Origin of the sequence: Nonomuraea sp. NPDC059007 (assembly GCF_042740555.1) — a bacterium.
Taxonomy (GTDB): Bacteria; Actinomycetota; Actinomycetes; order Streptosporangiales; family Streptosporangiaceae; genus Nonomuraea.
In genome coordinates this window covers 194,190-209,452 of sequence record NZ_JBHYJD010000005.1, presented here as the reverse complement: position 1 = coordinate 209,452, position 15,263 = coordinate 194,190, and the positions used below count along the sequence as shown (strand labels likewise).

Genomic DNA, 15,263 nt, shown 5'->3' with positions numbered 1-15,263 from the left:
ATTAGCACCATGTTGCTCACTCTCGACCTCAACGACGCCCGCCCCCTGCACGAGCAGGTGGCCGGCGCGATCAGGCGCGCCATCGGCGACGGCTCCTACGCCCCCGGCGACCGGCTGCCGTCCGCCCGCGACCTGGCCGACGTGCTCGGCATCAACGCCAACACCGTGCTGCGCGCCCTGCGCGACCTGCGCGACGAGGGGTTGCTCGAGTTCAGGAGAGGGCGCGGCATCAGCGTGGCCGGCCAGGCGGACGGCCGGGCACTGCTCGTACAGCGCGCCCGCGAGCTGCTGGAAGAGGCCAGACGATACGGCTACCGCCGTGACGACCTCATCGCGATTTTGGAGGAACTGCCATGACAACCCGGATCTTCGGCGCGGTGTGGGGGATGATCATCACCGCCGTGCTCGTCACGGTGCCCCTCTCCTTCCGGGACCGCCTGCCGGATCCGCTCGCCACTCACTGGTCCGACCGGGCCGACGGATACTCGTCGTTCACCGAGTTCATGCTGACGTCCACCCTGGTGTGGGTGGTGACGTGGGCGGTGATGCTGGGCATGGCCGTACACGGCCGGATGCTGCGCCGCCGCCTCAGCCGCGGCTACTGGTGGGGTTTCCTGGTCGGGGTCGGCCTGTTCGCCGCGGGCATCTCGCTGACCACCGTCTACGCCAACTTCGACCGGCCCGTCTGGACCGAGGCCGAGCTGCCGGGCTGGGTCGTGCTGGCCGTCGTCGTGGCGGCCGTGAGCGGCGGGCTGGCCGCGGGCTTCCTCGGCAGGGGCGAGCCCGACCAGCCGCCGCCCGCCGGTGAGGCGCCGCCCAAGCTGCGCCTGCGCGCCGGCCAGCGCTCGGTGTGGGTGAGCCGGGTCAGCAACCCCTGGCTGCTGGCCCTGACCGTGGCCGGCGGGGCGGTGTTCATCGTGGCCGCCGGCGTGGCCTTCATCGGCGCCACTCCCGGCATGGCCTGGGGATCGCTGTTGTTCGCCAGCGCGTTGGTGTTCGTGTCCGGCCTGTTCACCAGCGCCGCCATCGTGCGGGTCACCGACGACGGGCTGGCGCTGGGCTTCGGCCCGTTCGGGTGGCCGGTGCGGCGGATCCGGCTGTCGAAGATCGAGAAGGCGTGGTCGGAGGTGCGCTACCCGAGCCAGGTCGGCGGCTGGGGCATCCGCGGGGTGCCCGGCATGGCCGCGATCATGCTGCGCGGCGGCGACTGCCTCGTCCTGCGCTACCACTCGGGCGGCCAGCTGCTCATCAGCGTCGACGACGCCCGGCGCGGCGCCTCGCTGATCAACGCCCTGATCGAGGAGAGGGTGGCGTGATGGCGCTCTTCCTGGTGGTCGCGTTCGGGCTGGCATGGGCGTTCTGCCTGCCGCTGTGGCTCGGCGACGGGCTGGCCTCGCCCGCGTTCATGATCTGCGCCACGGCGCTCATGTTCACGCCCTCGCTGGGCGTGCTGGCGGTGTGGGCCAGGACCCGCACGCCGTTCCGTCAATGGGCGCGCGAGAACGGCCTCACGTTCGGCCCCGACCGCCGCCGCACGCTCCTGCTCATGGCCGCCGCCTGGATCGGCACGCCGCTGGTGGTCGCGCTCTGCCTCGCCCTGAGCGCGGCGCTGGGGCTGGTCTCGCTGGACCTGGGCGGGCTCAGCCTGTTCAGGCAGGGCATGGAGGCGGCGGGCGTCCCGGTGCCCGCCGAGGCGAGCGGCCTGCTGATCGCGCAGATCGTGTTCGCGGTGGTGGCCACGCCGCTGCTCAACGCGCTGCCCGTCCTCGGCGAGGAACTGGGCTGGCGGGGATGGCTGCTGCCGCGCCTGGTGGCCGCGCGCGGGGTGCTGGGCGGGTTGCTGCTGTCCGGGGTGATCTGGGGCGTGTGGCACTTCCCTGTCACCTTGCTCGGCTACAACTACCCGGCGCTGGGTCCGTGGGCGGGGCCGTACTTCGTCGTCACCTGCGTCCTGCTCGGGGTGGTGATGGGCTGGCTGCGGCTGCGCACCGGCAGCGTGTGGCCCGCCGTGGTGGCGCACGGCGCGCTCAACGGCGTCACGGGCACGTCCCTCCTGCTGGGCGATGCCGCCGCCCCGCCCAACCCGGCCGTCATCGGCGTCACCGGCCTCGTGGGCTGGGTGGTCCTCGCCCTGCTGGGCGTGGCCCTCCTCAAGCTCTATCCGGTACGGCCCGCCGAACCGGCCACCACCTGAAACCCCCGGCCCCTCAGGCGAGCAGGGCGCAGGTGACCAGGGCGGCGGTGGTGGCCGTCTCCACCAGGGTGCCGAGAACGTCACCGGTGATCCCGCCCAGCCGCCGCCTCGCGTGCCCGAGCAGGGCCATGGCCGCCGCCAGCCCCGCCACGACGGCCAGGGGCAGCGGCAGCCAGCCGTGATCTGGCCGGGCAGCGGGCGAGACCAGGAACCCGGTGGCCAGGGCGAGGGCCAAGGCCAGGGTGGCGACGGTGGCGGTCAAGCGGGCGGCGGGCCGTACCGTGCCGGCGACCATGGCGCCCAGGCCGTCGGGGCGGGCGGCGGGGACGCCCGCCCGGCAGGCCCACGTGAGCGCCAGCCGCCCCGTCGCACAGGCCGTGACCAGGGACGCCGCCCCCAGCCACGCGGGCAGGCCGGACAGGGCGGCGGCCTGGATGAGCAGGGTGACGACCAGCGTCAGCACCCCGAAGGGCCCGATGTCCGACTTTTTCATGATGTCGAGGGCCTGAGGCGCGGGCTTGCCGCTGCCCAGCCCGTCGGCGAGGTCGGCCAGGCCGTCCAGGTGCAGGCCCCGGGTGAGGACGGCGAGCAGCCCCAGCGACAACGCGGCGGCCAGGAGCGGCGGCGCCGGCGACACCAGCGGCAGCAGCAACGGCACCGCCGCCACCACGCCCAGGGCCAGCCCGGCCAGGGGCGCCAGCGCCATCGCCCGCCCGGCCACCTCCCGGTCCACCCGGGAGACCCGCACCGGGAAGATCGACAGCGTGCCGATCGCGAACCTCAGCCCGTCCACGGTCAGAACAGCTCGTCGATCAGCCGGTAGTAGGCCAGCTTGGCCTCGTCGGGCGCCTCCAGCCCATAGGCGGACAGGAAGGCGGCCACGGCCCGCGGCCCGAAGTCGCCGCTCAGGTCCCGCAGCGCGATGGCCAGGTCCCGGTAGCGGTCGGCCACGCCCAGCCGCGCCAGGTCGATGAGCACGCCGTTCGCCATGACGTTGGACGGGGTGAAGTCGCCGTGCGCCACGACCAGGTCCTCCCCCTCCGGCCGCTCGGCCAGAAGCCGCTCGTAGACCTGCATGGGCGTGCGGCCGAGGTTGTCGTCGTCGAAGTCGCCGGCGTCCACCCGCCCCTCGACGACGTTACGCCGCGCCTGGGCGAGCAGCACGTCCAGCCGCCCGTCGAAAGGACACTCCGTCACGGGTACGGCATGCAATGCCCGCAACGCCCCTCCCATGGCCGCGCCGACGCCCGGATCATCGGTTCCCTCGCCGGCGGCCAGCGTCTCCACCCCGATGTCGGCGGTGACCAGCACGTCCCCCTCGAACGCCGCCACCTCCGCCACCCCCGCCCACTCCCGCAGCCACACCAGCCGCGCGTGCTCGGCCACCGCCTCCGGCCCCCGGCGGACGAAGTGCGAGCCCGCACGGGCCAGCGACCCGCTGGCGCCGTCGTGGTCGAGGTCCCACTCGGGCTCCGCACCCAGAAGGGCGGCGACGGAGGGCGGCAACGGCACCGCGAGCCCCTCCACATCCACCTCCGCGAACAGCTCCGCCTCCGGCGCTCGGCCGACCTCCAGGTCCGGCTCCGACATCCCGCCGAACTCCCGGCCCGGCTCAGGCGCGTGGCCGGACTCCCGGCGTGGATCGGGAACCTCGCCGGACCGCCGGCGGAGCTTCAGCGCCTCGTCAAGTGCCTGCCTGGCCGCCTCGGGGCGCCCCTGCCCGGCCAAGGTCCAGCCCAGGTGCAGTAGCGGCAGGGCGGCCATCTCGGGAGCCTGCGCCCCGGCCAGCTCCAGCGCCATCCGGCAGATCAGCTCCGAGCCCGGCAGGTCGCCGCAGTGCCGGTACACATCCGCGAGGCCGACCCGGGCGGCGATCACCTGCTCCGGCGACCCGGCCAGCTCCACCGCGCGCCGCAGGTGCCCGGCCGCCCGCTCGTACTCGCCCAGCGCCAGCAGCGCCACACCCAGCGCCCGCAGCGACTCATGATCGGCGGCCCCTTCGACCGGCGCCCGCTCCACCAGCGCGCGGAGTTTCGGGCGGTCCGCAACGGCCAGCCGCCGCCGCGCGTCGTAGGTGATCAGTTGGCGGACCTTGTCACTCAGCATGATTTAGGACGTTATCGTGGCCGGATGCACGTGCTGGAACTCGAAGGTGTCGGTGTCCGTGTCGTCGGCAAGACTCTGCTGTCCTCGATCGACTGGCGGGTCGAATTCGGCGAGCACTGGGTCGTACTCGGCCCCAACGGCGCGGGGAAGACCACCCTGTTGTCGCTGGCCTCGGCCGTACGCCACCCGACCGAGGGGTCGGTCCACGTGCTCGGCCACCGCCTCGGCCGGGTGGACCTGCGCGAGCTGCGCCGCCACATCGGCCTCGTCGCCGCCAGCCAGCGGCTCGTGGACGAGAGCCTGATGGAGGACGAGGACGCCACCGCGCTCACCGTGGTCCTCACCGGGCACACCGGGACCAGCGTCCCGCTGTGGGACAAGCTGGGCGAGGCCGAGCGCGAGCGCGCCCTGCGCCTGCTGGCCGACCTCGGCTGCAAGGACCTGGCCGACCGGGAGTTCCGCGTCTGCTCGCAGGGGGAGCGGGCGCGGGTGCGCATCGCCAGGGCGCTCATGGCCGACCCGGCCGTCCTGCTGCTCGACGAGCCGGCCGCCGGCCTCGACCTGCCCGCCCGCGAGGACCTCATCTCCGCGATCGAGGACCTGGCCGCCACCCGCCCCGTCCTCACCACGGTCACGGTCACCCACCACCTGGAGGAGGTGCCGGCCACGACCACGCACGCGATGCTCATGAAGGACGCCCGCGTCCTCGCCGCCGGCCCGGTCGACGCGGTCCTGACCCCGGACAACCTCTCGGACTGCTTCGGCCGCCCGCTACACGCCGACCGTCTCGACGGCCGCTGGTACGCCCGCGCCGTCCGCCCCTGACAGCAACAGCTCGGTCAGCCTGTCCACGTACGGCCGCGCCGCCCCGCCCCGCCGCCGGGAGGTGGCCACCCCGATGAACCGCGACGGGCTGGGCGCCTCCAGCGCGAGCGCGACCAGATCGGCAGTTCTGTTCAGGGCGATCTCCGGGACGAGCGCCACCCCGACGCCCGCCGACACGAGCGACTGCGCGAAGAGGTAGTCGGTGGCGCTGCACGAGACCCGCAGCTCGAACCCGGCCAGTGCCGCGTAGTGCCGCAGCAGGTCCAGGGTCTTGAGGCAGCCGAGCACCCAGCGTTCCCCGCTCAGCTCGCCCAGGGCGACCCGCTCCCGCTCGGCCAGACGGTGCCCGCGCGGCAGGACCACGCGCAGGGGATCGCGGGCCAGCGGCGTCCAGTCGAGTCCCGAGCGGTCGCCGGGCCGGGCGGGCGGCAGGCCGTCGAAGTGGTAGCCGAGCGCCAGGTCGGCCCGGCCCGCGCGGACCAGCGGGAGCGAGTCCTCGGGCTCGCGTTCGAGGATGGTGAGCTCCACCTCGGGGTGTTCGGCCACGAACGTGGCCAGCGCCTTGGGCAGCACCGCCCGGCCGCCGCTGGTGAACGCGGCCACGGTCAGCTGGGCGCGCTCGGCCGACAGGCGGTCGATGCGCTCCTGGGCGTCGCTCAGCTCGGCGGCGATGGCGTCGGCCGCCTCCACGAGCATGCGGCCGGGTTCGGTGAGCGTCACTCCCCGGGTGCTGCGCTCGACCACGGCGATGCCGAGCCCGCGTTCGAGCGCGGCGATCTGCTGCGAGACCGCCGACGGCGTGAAGCGCAGGGCGCCGGCGGCGCGGTTGAAGCTGCCGTGCCTGGCCACCTCGCGCAGGATGCTCAGCCGGTGAACGTCGATCAACAGTTCTCCTAATGACCGATTGAGTAGGTCGTCACTACCGCTTTCGACTATACGGTCGGCATGCTGGCCGCATGAACGAGATCTGCGTCATCGGCGGCAGCCGCTACTTCGGCCGGCGGCTGGTCGAGAACCTGCGCGACCACGGAGCTCGCGTCACCGTCGTCAACCGGGGCTCGTCCGCGCCGCCCGAGGGGGTCACCCACCTGCGCGCCGACCGGGGTGACGAGGAGGGGATGCGGCTGGCGCTGGCCGGCCGTACCTTCGACGCCGTCGTGGACCAGGTCTGCTACACCCCGGGGCACGCCGCCGTCGCCCGCCGGGTCTTCGAGGGCAGGACCCGGCGGTACGTGATGACCTCCACGGTCGAGGTCTACGCCGATCTCGGCGGCGGCGGGCCGTACCGGGAGGACGCGCTCGACCTCACGGCGGGGACCATCCGTGCGGACCCGCCCCCGAGCGGGGAGCTCACCTACGGCGAGGGCAAGCGGCTGGCCGAGGCGGTGCTGGCGCGGCCGGCGGAGTTCGTGTTCGCGTCCGTGCGGACCGCCCACGTGCTCGGCGGCGACGACTTCACCGGGCGGCTCGAGCACTACGTGCGGCGGGTGGACGCGGGGCTGCCCGTCGGGATCTGCGCCGACCCGCGTCCCGCCTCCTTCATCGAGGAGCGTGAGATCGCCGCCTTCCTGGCCTGGGCCGCGCTCGGCGACTTCGGCGGGCCGGTCAACGCCTGCTCCCACGGCACGCTCGACGTCAGGCGGCTGTGCGAGGCGATCGGGCGGCCGCTCTACACGCGCGGGGAGTCGCCGTACTCCTTCGAGCGCGACTACACCATGGACAACGGCCGGGCCACGGCACTCGGCTTCACGTTCTCGGACGTCGGCGACTGGCTGCCCGGCGTCGTGGAGGAGGCACGCGCATGCGTCTGATCGGAGCGGTCAAGGCCGGGGCGGTGGGGTTCGGGGCGATGCCGTTGTCCATCGAGGGGCGGCCGGAGGAGGCGCGGGCGGTGGCCACCGTCCACGCGGCGCTGGACGCCGGGGTCACGCTCATCGACACCGCCGACTCCTACCACTGGCACGCGGGCGAGACCGGGCACAACGAGCGGCTCATCGCGCGGGCCCTGGCCGCCTACGGGCCCGCCGACGTGCTCGTGGCCACCAAGGGCGGGCGCGGGCGGCCGGGAGACGGCTCGTGGACCGTCGACGGCGACCCCCGCCACCTGCGCCGGGCCTGCGAGGCGTCGTTGCGGCGGCTGGGGGTGGAGGCGATCGGCCTCTACCAGTTGCACAAGCCCGACCCGGCGGTGCCGTTCGCGGAGTCCGTCGGGGCGCTGCGCGACCTGCTGGACGAGGGGAAGATCCGCATGGCCGGGATCTCCAACGTGGACACCGGCCAGATCCGGCAGGCCGCGGCCATCCTCGGGGGACGGCTGGCCTCGGTACAGAACCGCTTCTCGCCCGCGGCGCCGGAGGGGATCAGAGAGCTGCGGCTGTGCGCGGAGCTGGGCATCGCGTTCCTGCCCTGGAGCCCGCTGGGCGGCATCTCGCGCAGCGCGCTGGACGCCGGGGCCGCCGCGCCGGGGCCCGGCGCCTTCCACGAGGTCGCCGCCGAGCGCGGGGTCAGCCCGCAGCGGGTCTGCCTGGCCTGGCACCTCGCGCTCGCGCCGAACGTGATCCCCATCCCCGGCGCCACCCGGCCCGCCTCCATCAGAGACTCGGCCGCCGCCGCCGACCTGGTGCTGACCTCCGGCGAGCTGGCCCGCCTGCCGTGATCACAGGGGCAGCGGCCGCCCGGCGACCACCAGCGCCACGTACTCGGACTCGGCCGCCAGCCGTTCGTTGAGCTTGCCCAGGACGTCGCGGAAGGCCCGCCCGCTCGCCGTCGCGGGCACCACGCCCAGGCCCACCTCGTCCGAGACGGCCACGATCGCGACCGGCGTCCGCCGCCACGCCTCGACCAGCTCGTCGCAGCGCCGCCGGACCGGCTCACGCGGGCCCTCCCAGGCCCCGTGCTCGTCGAACACCGCCGCCACCCACGTCCCCAGCCCGTCCACCAGCAGCGGCGTGGTGGCCGCCGCGATGGTCCCGGCCAGGTCCGTGGTCTCGGCGGTCGCCCAGTGCGCGGGCCGCCGCTCCCGGTGCGCGCGCACCCGCGCCGCCCACTCGCCGTCACCGGCCCCCGACGGCCCGGTCGCCACGTACGTCACGTGCGGCTCGGCCGCCAGCCGCAGCTCGGCCTCGGCCGACTTGCCCGACCGCGACCCGCCCAGCAGCAGCGTCCTGCGCGGGTGCGGGACCCGCGCGGGGCCGGGCAGGTCAAGGACCGTTCCATCCGGTACGGCCCGCGCCCCCCACAACTCCAGCCGCCTGCCCAGCTCTTCCTCCGAGCGCACCCGGTGATCGAGCCCGACGGCCACGACCTGCGCGCCCTCGGCGACCATCCCGGCCCGGCGCAGTTCCCCGAGCCGCTCCGGCCGGCCGAGCAGATCGAGCAGCACCACGTCGTACGGCCCGCCCGCCGCACCATCCGGCACCACGTCGTACGGCCCGCCCCCCGCACCATCTGGCAGCGCGGCGTCCGGCTCGAACAGCAGCCGCGCCCCTCCGAGCACGTGCGAGCCCGGTGACAGGGGCCGGCCGTCCACGAGCACCTCGGCGGGCCGCCGGTGGCCGCCGGGCAGGGTCAGGCAGGAGGCGCACGGGCAGCCGGGTTCCGGGTGGCCGTGCGGCCCCGCCGTACCGGAGAGCACGATCTTCACTGTCCGGAGCCTAGCGCCGGACAGGCCGGCGTCAGGAGCGGGTGGCGTCAGGAGCGGGTGGCGTCAGGAGTGGGTGCTGTGTGCGGCGGGCCTGGCGCGGCGGCGGGTCGCGACGAGGGCGCCGCCCGCCAGCAGGACCAGGACGCCGGCGCCACCGAGGATCAGCGGCAGCGGCGGCCCGCCGGAGGAGGACGCGCCGGCGGGCGCCGAGGCCTCCGTGCCGCCCTTCTCCTGCGCGGGGTAGTCGTTGACCGCCACGACCCGCCCCTGGGCGTCCACGCGCGTCCTGGCGGCCTGGGCGAGCAGTTGCGCGGCGGTCGCCTCCGCGGCGCCCCGCACACAGGTGCGGATCGGCGCGAGAGGACGCTCGCCCGGGTAGGCGTCGTTGTCGGCGTCGCCGAAGTCCACGAGGACGGCCACGCGCTTGCCGTCGCCGCCGGCCTGCTGCCCGCACACGGCGGTGAAGCCGGCCAGTTCGCCGCTGGGCGGCTCGGCGGCGGTGCCGTCGGGGGAGGCGGCGAAGCGCCAGCCGACCACGTCGCCGTCGGAGGGCACGTCAGCGGGCGCGGCCGCCAGCCAGGCGGTGCCGTCGCTCACCCAGACGCTCCAGATGCGCACGGCGTTCGGATCGGGCGCCCCCGGCACGGGACCGCCGGGAGAAACCGGCGAAGTGCCGAGGGCGGGAACGGTGAGGAGCGTCAGCGCCGCCGCCGCACTTCCCGCGGCAACACGAATTCTGCGCAGCATCGAATGACCTCCAGCTGGGGAGTAGGGTTCCATAACCGTCGGAGGGTGCACCGGCGAACCCGCGGAAAAAGGAGCGTATGGCATGACATGGCGGTGGCGTTATGAAAATGCAAATGGTGGTGAGGTAACCGACCGCCCATTGCCGCGAGAAGTCTTTCCGAGCCAGGCCGATGCCGAGTCCTGGCTCGGGGAAAACTACCGTGAGCTGCTCGAAGCCGGTGTCGAACAAGTTGCGTTGCTGGAAGAGGACCGCGTCGAATACACGGGAATGGCATTGCGCACGGAGTAACGAAAAACCCCTTGAGTGACTCAAGGGGTTTTTGTTTTTCGCCGGGACGACGTCAAAAGACGTCAGGGGCGCTTCTCCGGGCTGACCGTCTTGGCCGGGTCGCGCTCCACGATCGGGCCCAGCGCGTCGTCGATGCGCTTCAGCACTTCCGCGTCGAGCTTGACGCCGACGGCCTTCACGTTGTCGCGTACCTGCTCGGGGCGGGTGGCGCCGACGATGGCGCTGGCCACGTTCGGGTTCTGCAGGACCCAGGCGACGGCGAGCTGGGCCATGGTGAGGCCCAGGTCGGCGGCGATCGGCTTGAGCTCCTGCACGCGGGTGAGCACGTCGTCCTCGAGGAAGCGGGAGATGAACCCGGCCCCCGACTCGGAGGTGGCGCGCGAGCCCGCGGGCGGCGGCTGACCGGGCAGGTACTTGCCGCTCAGCACGCCCTGGGCGATCGGCGACCAGACGATCTGGCTGACGCCTTCCTTCTCGCTCAGCGGCACGACCTCCGCCTCGATGACCCGCCACAGCGCCGAGTACTGCGGCTGGTTCGACACGATCCGGTCGAAGCCCATCTCGTCGGCGATCTTCAACGCCTCCGCGATCTGGCCGGCGGTCCACTCGCTGACGCCCACGTACAGGACCTTGCCCTGGCGTACCAGGTCGTCGAAGGTCTTGAGCGTCTCCTCCAGCGGCGTCTCGTTGTCGAAGCGGTGCGCCTGGTAGAGGTCGACGTAGTCGGTCTGCAGGCGGCGCAGCGAGCCGTGGATGGACTCGGTGATGTGCTTGCGGGACAGGCCGCGGTCGTTCGGCCCGGGGCCGGTGGGCCAGTAGACCTTGGTGAAGATCTCGAGCGACTCCCTGCGCACTCCCTTGAGCGCCCGTCCGAGGACCTCCTCGGCCTTCGTGCCCGCGTAGACGTCGGCGGTGTCGAAGGTGGTGATGCCCTCGTCGAGCGCAGCCCGCACGCACAGCTTGGCGGCGTCCTCCTCGACCTGTGAGCCGTGGGTGATCCAGTTGCCGTAGCTGATCTCGCTGACCAGGAGACCGCTGCGGCCGAGGTGACGGAATTCCATACGTCCGACCTTAGGCGCTCTGGGCGGGGCGCCCCACCACGGGGCCGTCCGGGTGGGGATTTCGGGATAGGGTGCCCGGCGTGCTGAAGCTCGTGCGGGTCGCGCTGACGGCCGCGATTCTGGTCGCACTGGGGGTACGGCTGCGCCGCCGCGCCCGGAGACCGAGCCCGGTGCCCCCTCCCGCTCCCCGGCCGGTGGAGGTACGGGAGAAGACGGGCATGTGGCTCGCCTGGGCGGTCATCGCGGCGGTGGTCGCGGTGACCCTGGCCGTGGCGCTGACACCCGACTACGACCGGGAGCAGGCCGAACTGACCCTGGCCCTGAACGCGCACGAGCAGGCGCGACCGGCCGGGACGCCCTCCGGCCCGGAGACGACGCCGTCCCTCGCGGAGGCGACACCGTCACCCGCGGAGGCCACGCCGTCCCCTCCGGAGGCCACGCCGCAGGCGCTGGCCGGGCCGGCCACGTGCACCCCCGCCAGGCGCCCGGTGGCGGTCCGGCCCATCGACGCGGCCGTGAAGCGGCAGGTCACCAGGGAATGGCGCAGGATCGAGCGCTGGCTCAAGGCGAACGCGCCCACCACCTACCGCACGCTCGGCGGACCGGGCAGGGCGCGCACGATCGCGGTCGCCGAGTCCCAGATGGGCGTGGACTTCCCCGACGACCTGCGAGCCTCCCTGCTGCGCCACAACGGCGGCAACAACGACGTGCTGTCCGGCGGCCTCGACCTGACGATCAGGCAGATTCGCGACACCTGGCGCGGGCGGTGCCTTGTGGACGGGGAGTGGTGGCAGGCTCCCCGGATGATCCCGTTCCAGTACCGCGGCGAAAAGCGCTGGGGTGTGGTTGACGCCGCGTCGGGCGCGGTGGCCTGGGACGACGAGACCACGGTCGCGGGCGTGGAAGAGCCGCCCGCCTCCTTCACCCTCCTGCTGCGCACCACCGCGGACGTGCTGGAGCGCGGTGGTGGCCTCTCGGGCTGGATGCCACGGGTGAAGGGCGGGGTGCTCCAGTGGGTGCCGGAGTTCTGACCGCGCCGTACCAGAAAAAGATCTCCTACTTCTTGGGCGGGACGGGCTTGCCGCCGGGAAGAAGCTGGGGGGGCGGGAAGCGCAGCTTGCGGATCTGCAGCGCCCGCATCGCGGCGTAGAATCCGACGCCCTTCATGGGCTCGTTCGGGAACTTGGCCGCCGCCTCCTTCTTGACCTTCCAGGAGACGTACACCGACGTGAACAGCACGCCGACCATCATGATCGGCCAGCCCGTCAGCATCACCCAGTAAAGGACGACCTCCCGCTGGCCGGCCGGCCAGGGAATCCAGGTCAGCAGCAGGATGAGCAGGGAGAACGGCAGGAAGTACTGGCTGGGCAGGCGGCGCGAGTCGACCCAGTCACGGGCGAACTTGCGCGCGGGCCCCCGGTCACGGACCGGGAAGTACTTCTCGTCTCCGGCCAGCATGCCCTTTCTGGCACGGTCGCGCTCGGCGGCCTGTTTCGCCCGCGCGGCGCGGTAGGCCTCCTTGCGGTCCTTCGGCGCGGAGACCGGCTGGCGCCTTCTGCCTTCGGCATCCCGGCGCTTGGGTGTGGGACGACCCTTACCCTGGGGTTTAGGATCGTCAGCGGGGACGGGGGTGTCGTCCACGGAGGTCTGGGAACGGCGTCGCAACACGTCGTCAACCCTACCTGTACTGCAACTTAGTGACGCCCTCGTGCGTTATGCGTAGGGTAATCCCAAGGCGGCTGCGCTGCAGTGGGTGACCAACAGCACGACCTAAGAAGGGGACGGCCGACGCGCATGAGCGTGATGAAGAGACTTTCGATGATCTTCAAGTCCAAGGCCAACAAGGCCCTGGACAAAATGGAGGATCCACGCGAGACCCTCGACTATTCGTACCAGCGCCAGCTTGAGCTGCTGCAGAAGGTACGCAGGGGCGTGGCCGACGTCGCCACCTCCCGTAAGCGGGTCGAGCTGCAGATCAATGGACTGGAGCAGCAATCCAGGAAGCTGGAGGACCAGGGCCGCAAGGCGCTGTCCGTGGGCCGTGAGGACCTCGCGCGTGAGGCGCTGAGCCGTCGCTCCGGTCTGCAGACGCAGATCGCCGATCTGCGTATCCAGCACGACAACCTTCAGGGCGAGGAGGAGAAGCTCACCACGGCCTCCCAGCGCCTGCAGGCCAAGGTCGACTCCTTCCGCACGAAGAAGGAGACGATCAAGGCGACCTACACGGCCGCCGAGGCGCAGACGCGCATCAACGAGGCTTTCTCCGGCATCTCCGAGGAGATGGGCGACGTCGGCCTGGCGATTCAGCGTGCCGAGGACAAGACCGCGCAGATGCAGGCGCGGGCGGGGGCGATCGACGAACTGCTGGCCAGCGGCGCGCTCGACGACTTCAGCGGCACCCGTGGCGACGACATCCAGAACGAGCTCGACCGGATGGGCGGCGGCATGGACGTCGAGCTGGAGCTGGCTCGCATGAAGGCCGAGCTCGGCCAGGGCCCGGCGCCGCAGGGCTCGATCGAGCAGGGGCAGCCGCAGCAGGCCCAGCAGCCTCAGCCGCAGGCCCAGCCGCAGCAGCAGCCCCAGACCCAGCAGCTTCCCAGGCAGGGGGACGGAGCATGATCGTACGGATCATGGGCGAGGGTCAGGTGGAGATCTCCGCCGACGACATCGCCGTCCTGAACCAGCTGGACAGCGAGCTCGAGTCGGCCATCGAGGCCGACGACGAGGAGAACTTCCGGGTACGGCTGCACGCCCTGCTCGACAAGGTGCGCCACGTGGGCAAGGCGCTTTCCGACGACAGCCTTGAGCCGTCAGAGCTGATCCTTCCCCCCGCGGACGCCTCGATCGAGGAAGTCCGGGAGATGCTGGGCGACCAGGGCTTGATCCCTGGTTAACCCGTGCGCACGCGGTTCGCGTCCGACAGCGGCCTGACTCGCCGCATGGTCGTGACGATGTTCCTGCTCGGGTTGCTTTACGTCGCTTTCGTCGGCGTTCTCATCGCCTTGGGGGTGAGGGCGCTGACCGTGTTGGTCATCGCCGGTGTCATGCTGTTCGCGCAGTACTTCCTGTCCGACCGGATCGCCTTGTTCGCGATGGGCGGGCGGGAAGTATCGCCGCAGGAGGCGCCCGAGCTGCACGGCCTGATCGACCGGCTGTGCGCGCTGGCCGACATGCCCAAACCGCGCGTGGCCATCGCCGACTCCGACGTGCCGAACGCCTTCGCCACCGGCCGTAACCAGAAAAAGGCCGTGATCTGCGTCACGACCGGCCTGCTGCGCCGCCTTGAGCCGCAGGAGCTCGAAGGAGTGCTGGCCCACGAACTCTCGCACGTCGCCCACCGCGACGTCGCGGTGATGACGATCGCCTCGTTCCTCGGCATCGTGGCCGGGCTGATGACCCGCTTCGCCCTCTACGCCGGCCTCGGCGGGCGCGGCCGTGAGGACCGGGGCGGCCTGCCCATCGGCCTGATCATCCTGCTCGTCTCCATCCTCGTCTACGCGGTCAGCTTCCTGCTGACCAGAGCGCTGTCGCGCTACCGCGAGCTGGCGGCCGACCGTGCCGGGGCCCTGCTCACGCAGCGGCCGAGCGCGCTGGCCAGCGCCCTGACCAAGGTGAGCGGGGAGATGGCCAGGATCCCGACCCGCGACCTGCGCGCGGCGGAGCCGTTCAACGCCTTCTACTTCGCCCCGGCGCTGTCGAAGGGGGAGTCGCTGGCGAACCTGTTCGCCACGCACCCGCCGCTTCAGAAGCGCCTGGACAACCTGGCCAAGATTTCGGCGGAGCTGGGCCGATGAAGTGGCTCGACTCCCTGCTGGGCCGGACGAAGGCCGTCAAACCCAACCTCGACGCGCTGTTCGCGCTGCCGTCGGCCGCGGTGACGCTGCAGGCCGCCACCGGGCTGGCGCCGACCGGGCTCGGCTCGGTGAGCTTCCGCGCGGCCGAGGGCGGCGCGTTCGCCACGCTGGAGAGCGACGTGCGCGCGCTGCTGGGCGAGCGCGTCGAGCGCTCCACCGACGCCTACGGCTACACCTGGCTCCTGGTACGGCGGGCTCCGTCCGACCTCAGCGACCTGGTCACCGAACTCCACGCGGTGAACTCCTCGCTGGAGGGCGCCGGGTTCGGCCCGTCGCTGCTGTGCTCGCTGGTGTCCTTCGCCGACCCGGCAGACCGCCGCATGGCCGTGGTCTACCTCTACAAGCGCGGCACCTTCTACCCGTTCGCCCCGCAGCCGGGCGAGCGCCGCGACAACGCGCTCGAACTCCAGGCCAGGGGCGCGCTGGCCGGTGAACTGCCGATCGAGGAGGATCTGTCGCGCTGGTTCCCGGTCTGGGGCGCGCCCGGTCTCTGAGACGGTGCCCCGGAGCGCCGGAATTGTCACGCAGAGTGATCTAATGGCGA

At 72.6% G+C, this 15,263-nt stretch carries 19 protein-coding genes; 12 read left to right on the top strand and 7 right to left on the bottom strand.

Annotation, left to right across the window (positions count from 1 at the left end; translation table 11 throughout):
- Positions 1-9: 9 nt before the first annotated feature.
- The 3 genes from ACFWY5_RS10285 to ACFWY5_RS10275 are packed head-to-tail and all read left to right on the top strand — an operon-like array spanning position 10 to position 2,194.
- On the top strand, positions 10-357 hold the full coding sequence (locus ACFWY5_RS10285) for a GntR family transcriptional regulator (protein ID WP_379611569.1): 348 nt from the start codon (positions 10-12) through the stop codon (positions 355-357).
- Complete coding sequence (locus tag ACFWY5_RS10280; protein ID WP_379631209.1) at positions 354-1,316, top strand: hypothetical protein; 963 nt, start codon at positions 354-356, stop codon at positions 1,314-1,316. Before ACFWY5_RS10285 ends, ACFWY5_RS10280 begins: the two co-directional genes overlap by 4 nt.
- Positions 1,316-2,194 carry a CPBP family intramembrane glutamic endopeptidase gene (locus ACFWY5_RS10275; protein WP_379631208.1) on the top strand — a complete coding sequence of 293 codons (879 nt, stop codon included), beginning with the start codon at positions 1,316-1,318 and terminating at the stop codon, positions 2,192-2,194. Before ACFWY5_RS10280 ends, ACFWY5_RS10275 begins: the two co-directional genes overlap by 1 nt.
- Positions 2,195-2,207: 13 nt before the next feature.
- Here the strand turns inward: ACFWY5_RS10275 and ACFWY5_RS10270 are convergent, their stop codons facing one another.
- The gene (locus ACFWY5_RS10270; RefSeq protein ID WP_379631206.1) at positions 2,208-2,987 is read right to left on the bottom strand and encodes an adenosylcobinamide-GDP ribazoletransferase; all 780 of its coding nucleotides are present in this window, start codon (positions 2,985-2,987) and stop codon (positions 2,208-2,210) included.
- Between the two features lie 2 nt (positions 2,988-2,989).
- Positions 2,990-4,300: a phosphotransferase gene (locus ACFWY5_RS10265; RefSeq protein WP_379631203.1), complete on the bottom strand. Its 1,311-nt coding sequence runs from the start codon at positions 4,298-4,300 to the stop codon at positions 2,990-2,992.
- Positions 4,301-4,324: 24 nt separating this feature from the next.
- On the opposite strand from ACFWY5_RS10265, the gene ACFWY5_RS10260 reads away from it, so the two are divergent.
- Complete coding sequence (locus tag ACFWY5_RS10260) at positions 4,325-5,125, top strand: ABC transporter ATP-binding protein (protein ID WP_379611573.1); 801 nt, start codon at positions 4,325-4,327, stop codon at positions 5,123-5,125.
- Here the strand turns inward: ACFWY5_RS10260 and ACFWY5_RS10255 are convergent.
- A complete protein-coding gene (locus ACFWY5_RS10255; RefSeq protein WP_379631201.1) occupies positions 5,072-6,010 on the bottom strand; it encodes a LysR family transcriptional regulator in 939 nt (312 codons plus the stop codon). The genes ACFWY5_RS10260 and ACFWY5_RS10255 overlap by 54 nt on opposite strands.
- Before the next feature lie 71 nt (positions 6,011-6,081).
- Between ACFWY5_RS10255 and ACFWY5_RS10250 the strand changes: the two genes are divergently transcribed.
- Positions 6,082-6,936: an NAD-dependent epimerase/dehydratase family protein gene (locus ACFWY5_RS10250; RefSeq protein ID WP_379631199.1), complete on the top strand. Its 855-nt coding sequence runs from the start codon at positions 6,082-6,084 to the stop codon at positions 6,934-6,936.
- Positions 6,927-7,781, top strand: a complete 855-nt coding sequence (locus ACFWY5_RS10245) for an aldo/keto reductase (RefSeq protein ID WP_379631197.1) — start codon at positions 6,927-6,929, stop codon at positions 7,779-7,781. The genes ACFWY5_RS10250 and ACFWY5_RS10245 overlap by 10 nt, the downstream gene beginning before the upstream one ends.
- On the opposite strand, the gene ACFWY5_RS10240 is transcribed toward ACFWY5_RS10245, so the two are convergent.
- Together ACFWY5_RS10240 and ACFWY5_RS10235 are read right to left on the bottom strand one after the other, a co-directional pair.
- Positions 7,782-8,768, bottom strand: coding sequence for a bifunctional adenosylcobinamide kinase/adenosylcobinamide-phosphate guanylyltransferase (locus ACFWY5_RS10240; protein ID WP_379631195.1), 987 nt, complete (start codon positions 8,766-8,768; stop codon positions 7,782-7,784).
- 63 nt (positions 8,769-8,831) lie between these two features.
- Positions 8,832-9,515, bottom strand: coding sequence for an SCO2322 family protein (locus tag ACFWY5_RS10235; protein WP_379631194.1), 684 nt, complete (start codon positions 9,513-9,515; stop codon positions 8,832-8,834).
- A gap of 82 nt (positions 9,516-9,597) precedes the next feature.
- Here ACFWY5_RS10235 and ACFWY5_RS10230 point away from each other — a divergent pair, with 82 nt between their 5' ends.
- Positions 9,598-9,804 (top strand): hypothetical protein, encoded by a 207-nt coding sequence (locus ACFWY5_RS10230; RefSeq protein ID WP_379611580.1) that lies wholly within the window; start codon positions 9,598-9,600, stop codon positions 9,802-9,804.
- Positions 9,805-9,866: 62 nt separating this feature from the next.
- Here ACFWY5_RS10230 and ACFWY5_RS10225 read toward each other — a convergent pair whose 3' ends face one another.
- Positions 9,867-10,865: an aldo/keto reductase family protein gene (locus tag ACFWY5_RS10225; RefSeq protein ID WP_379631192.1), complete on the bottom strand. Its 999-nt coding sequence runs from the start codon at positions 10,863-10,865 to the stop codon at positions 9,867-9,869.
- A gap of 80 nt (positions 10,866-10,945) precedes the next feature.
- Between ACFWY5_RS10225 and ACFWY5_RS10220 the strand changes: the two genes are divergently transcribed.
- Complete coding sequence (locus ACFWY5_RS10220; RefSeq protein ID WP_379631190.1) at positions 10,946-11,896, top strand: hypothetical protein; 951 nt, start codon at positions 10,946-10,948, stop codon at positions 11,894-11,896.
- Between the two features lie 25 nt (positions 11,897-11,921).
- On the opposite strand, the gene ACFWY5_RS10215 is transcribed toward ACFWY5_RS10220, so the two are convergent.
- Positions 11,922-12,533, bottom strand: a complete 612-nt coding sequence (locus ACFWY5_RS10215) for a DUF3043 domain-containing protein (RefSeq protein WP_379611583.1) — start codon at positions 12,531-12,533, stop codon at positions 11,922-11,924.
- 126 nt (positions 12,534-12,659) lie between these two features.
- Here ACFWY5_RS10215 and ACFWY5_RS10210 point away from each other — a divergent pair, with 126 nt between their 5' ends.
- From ACFWY5_RS10210 to ACFWY5_RS10195, 4 genes are read left to right on the top strand one after another with little or no spacing between them, the layout of a single operon-like run.
- Positions 12,660-13,484, top strand: a complete 825-nt coding sequence (locus tag ACFWY5_RS10210) for a PspA/IM30 family protein (RefSeq protein ID WP_379611584.1) — start codon at positions 12,660-12,662, stop codon at positions 13,482-13,484.
- Positions 13,481-13,759: a hypothetical protein gene (locus ACFWY5_RS10205; RefSeq protein WP_379611585.1), complete on the top strand. Its 279-nt coding sequence runs from the start codon at positions 13,481-13,483 to the stop codon at positions 13,757-13,759. Before ACFWY5_RS10210 ends, ACFWY5_RS10205 begins: the two co-directional genes overlap by 4 nt.
- A 3-nt stretch (positions 13,760-13,762) precedes the next feature.
- A complete protein-coding gene (htpX, locus tag ACFWY5_RS10200) occupies positions 13,763-14,659 on the top strand; it encodes a zinc metalloprotease HtpX (protein WP_379611586.1) in 897 nt (298 codons plus the stop codon).
- Positions 14,656-15,213: a hypothetical protein gene (locus tag ACFWY5_RS10195; protein WP_379611588.1), complete on the top strand. Its 558-nt coding sequence runs from the start codon at positions 14,656-14,658 to the stop codon at positions 15,211-15,213. Before htpX ends, ACFWY5_RS10195 begins: the two co-directional genes overlap by 4 nt.
- The last annotated feature ends 50 nt before the right edge of the window (positions 15,214-15,263 follow it).

Bases quoted from the DNA above. Each gene is read 5' to 3' on its own strand.
- ACFWY5_RS10285 (WP_379611569.1), top strand. From the start codon at position 10: ATGTTGCTCACTCTCGACCTCAACGACGCCCGCCCCCTGCACGAGCAG.
- ACFWY5_RS10280 (WP_379631209.1), top strand. From the start codon at position 354: ATGACAACCCGGATCTTCGGCGCGGTGTGGGGGATGATCATCACCGCC.
- ACFWY5_RS10275 (WP_379631208.1), top strand. From the start codon at position 1,316: ATGGCGCTCTTCCTGGTGGTCGCGTTCGGGCTGGCATGGGCGTTCTGC.
- ACFWY5_RS10265 (WP_379631203.1), bottom strand. From the start codon at position 4,300: ATGCTGAGTGACAAGGTCCGCCAACTGATCACCTACGACGCGCGGCGG.
- ACFWY5_RS10260 (WP_379611573.1), top strand. From the start codon at position 4,325: ATGCACGTGCTGGAACTCGAAGGTGTCGGTGTCCGTGTCGTCGGCAAG.
- ACFWY5_RS10250 (WP_379631199.1), top strand. From the start codon at position 6,082: ATGAACGAGATCTGCGTCATCGGCGGCAGCCGCTACTTCGGCCGGCGG.
- ACFWY5_RS10245 (WP_379631197.1), top strand. From the start codon at position 6,927: ATGCGTCTGATCGGAGCGGTCAAGGCCGGGGCGGTGGGGTTCGGGGCG.
- ACFWY5_RS10235 (WP_379631194.1), bottom strand. From the start codon at position 9,515: ATGCTGCGCAGAATTCGTGTTGCCGCGGGAAGTGCGGCGGCGGCGCTG.
- ACFWY5_RS10230 (WP_379611580.1), top strand. From the start codon at position 9,598: ATGACATGGCGGTGGCGTTATGAAAATGCAAATGGTGGTGAGGTAACC.
- ACFWY5_RS10225 (WP_379631192.1), bottom strand. From the start codon at position 10,865: ATGGAATTCCGTCACCTCGGCCGCAGCGGTCTCCTGGTCAGCGAGATC.
- ACFWY5_RS10210 (WP_379611584.1), top strand. From the start codon at position 12,660: ATGAGCGTGATGAAGAGACTTTCGATGATCTTCAAGTCCAAGGCCAAC.
- ACFWY5_RS10205 (WP_379611585.1), top strand. From the start codon at position 13,481: ATGATCGTACGGATCATGGGCGAGGGTCAGGTGGAGATCTCCGCCGAC.
- ACFWY5_RS10195 (WP_379611588.1), top strand. From the start codon at position 14,656: ATGAAGTGGCTCGACTCCCTGCTGGGCCGGACGAAGGCCGTCAAACCC.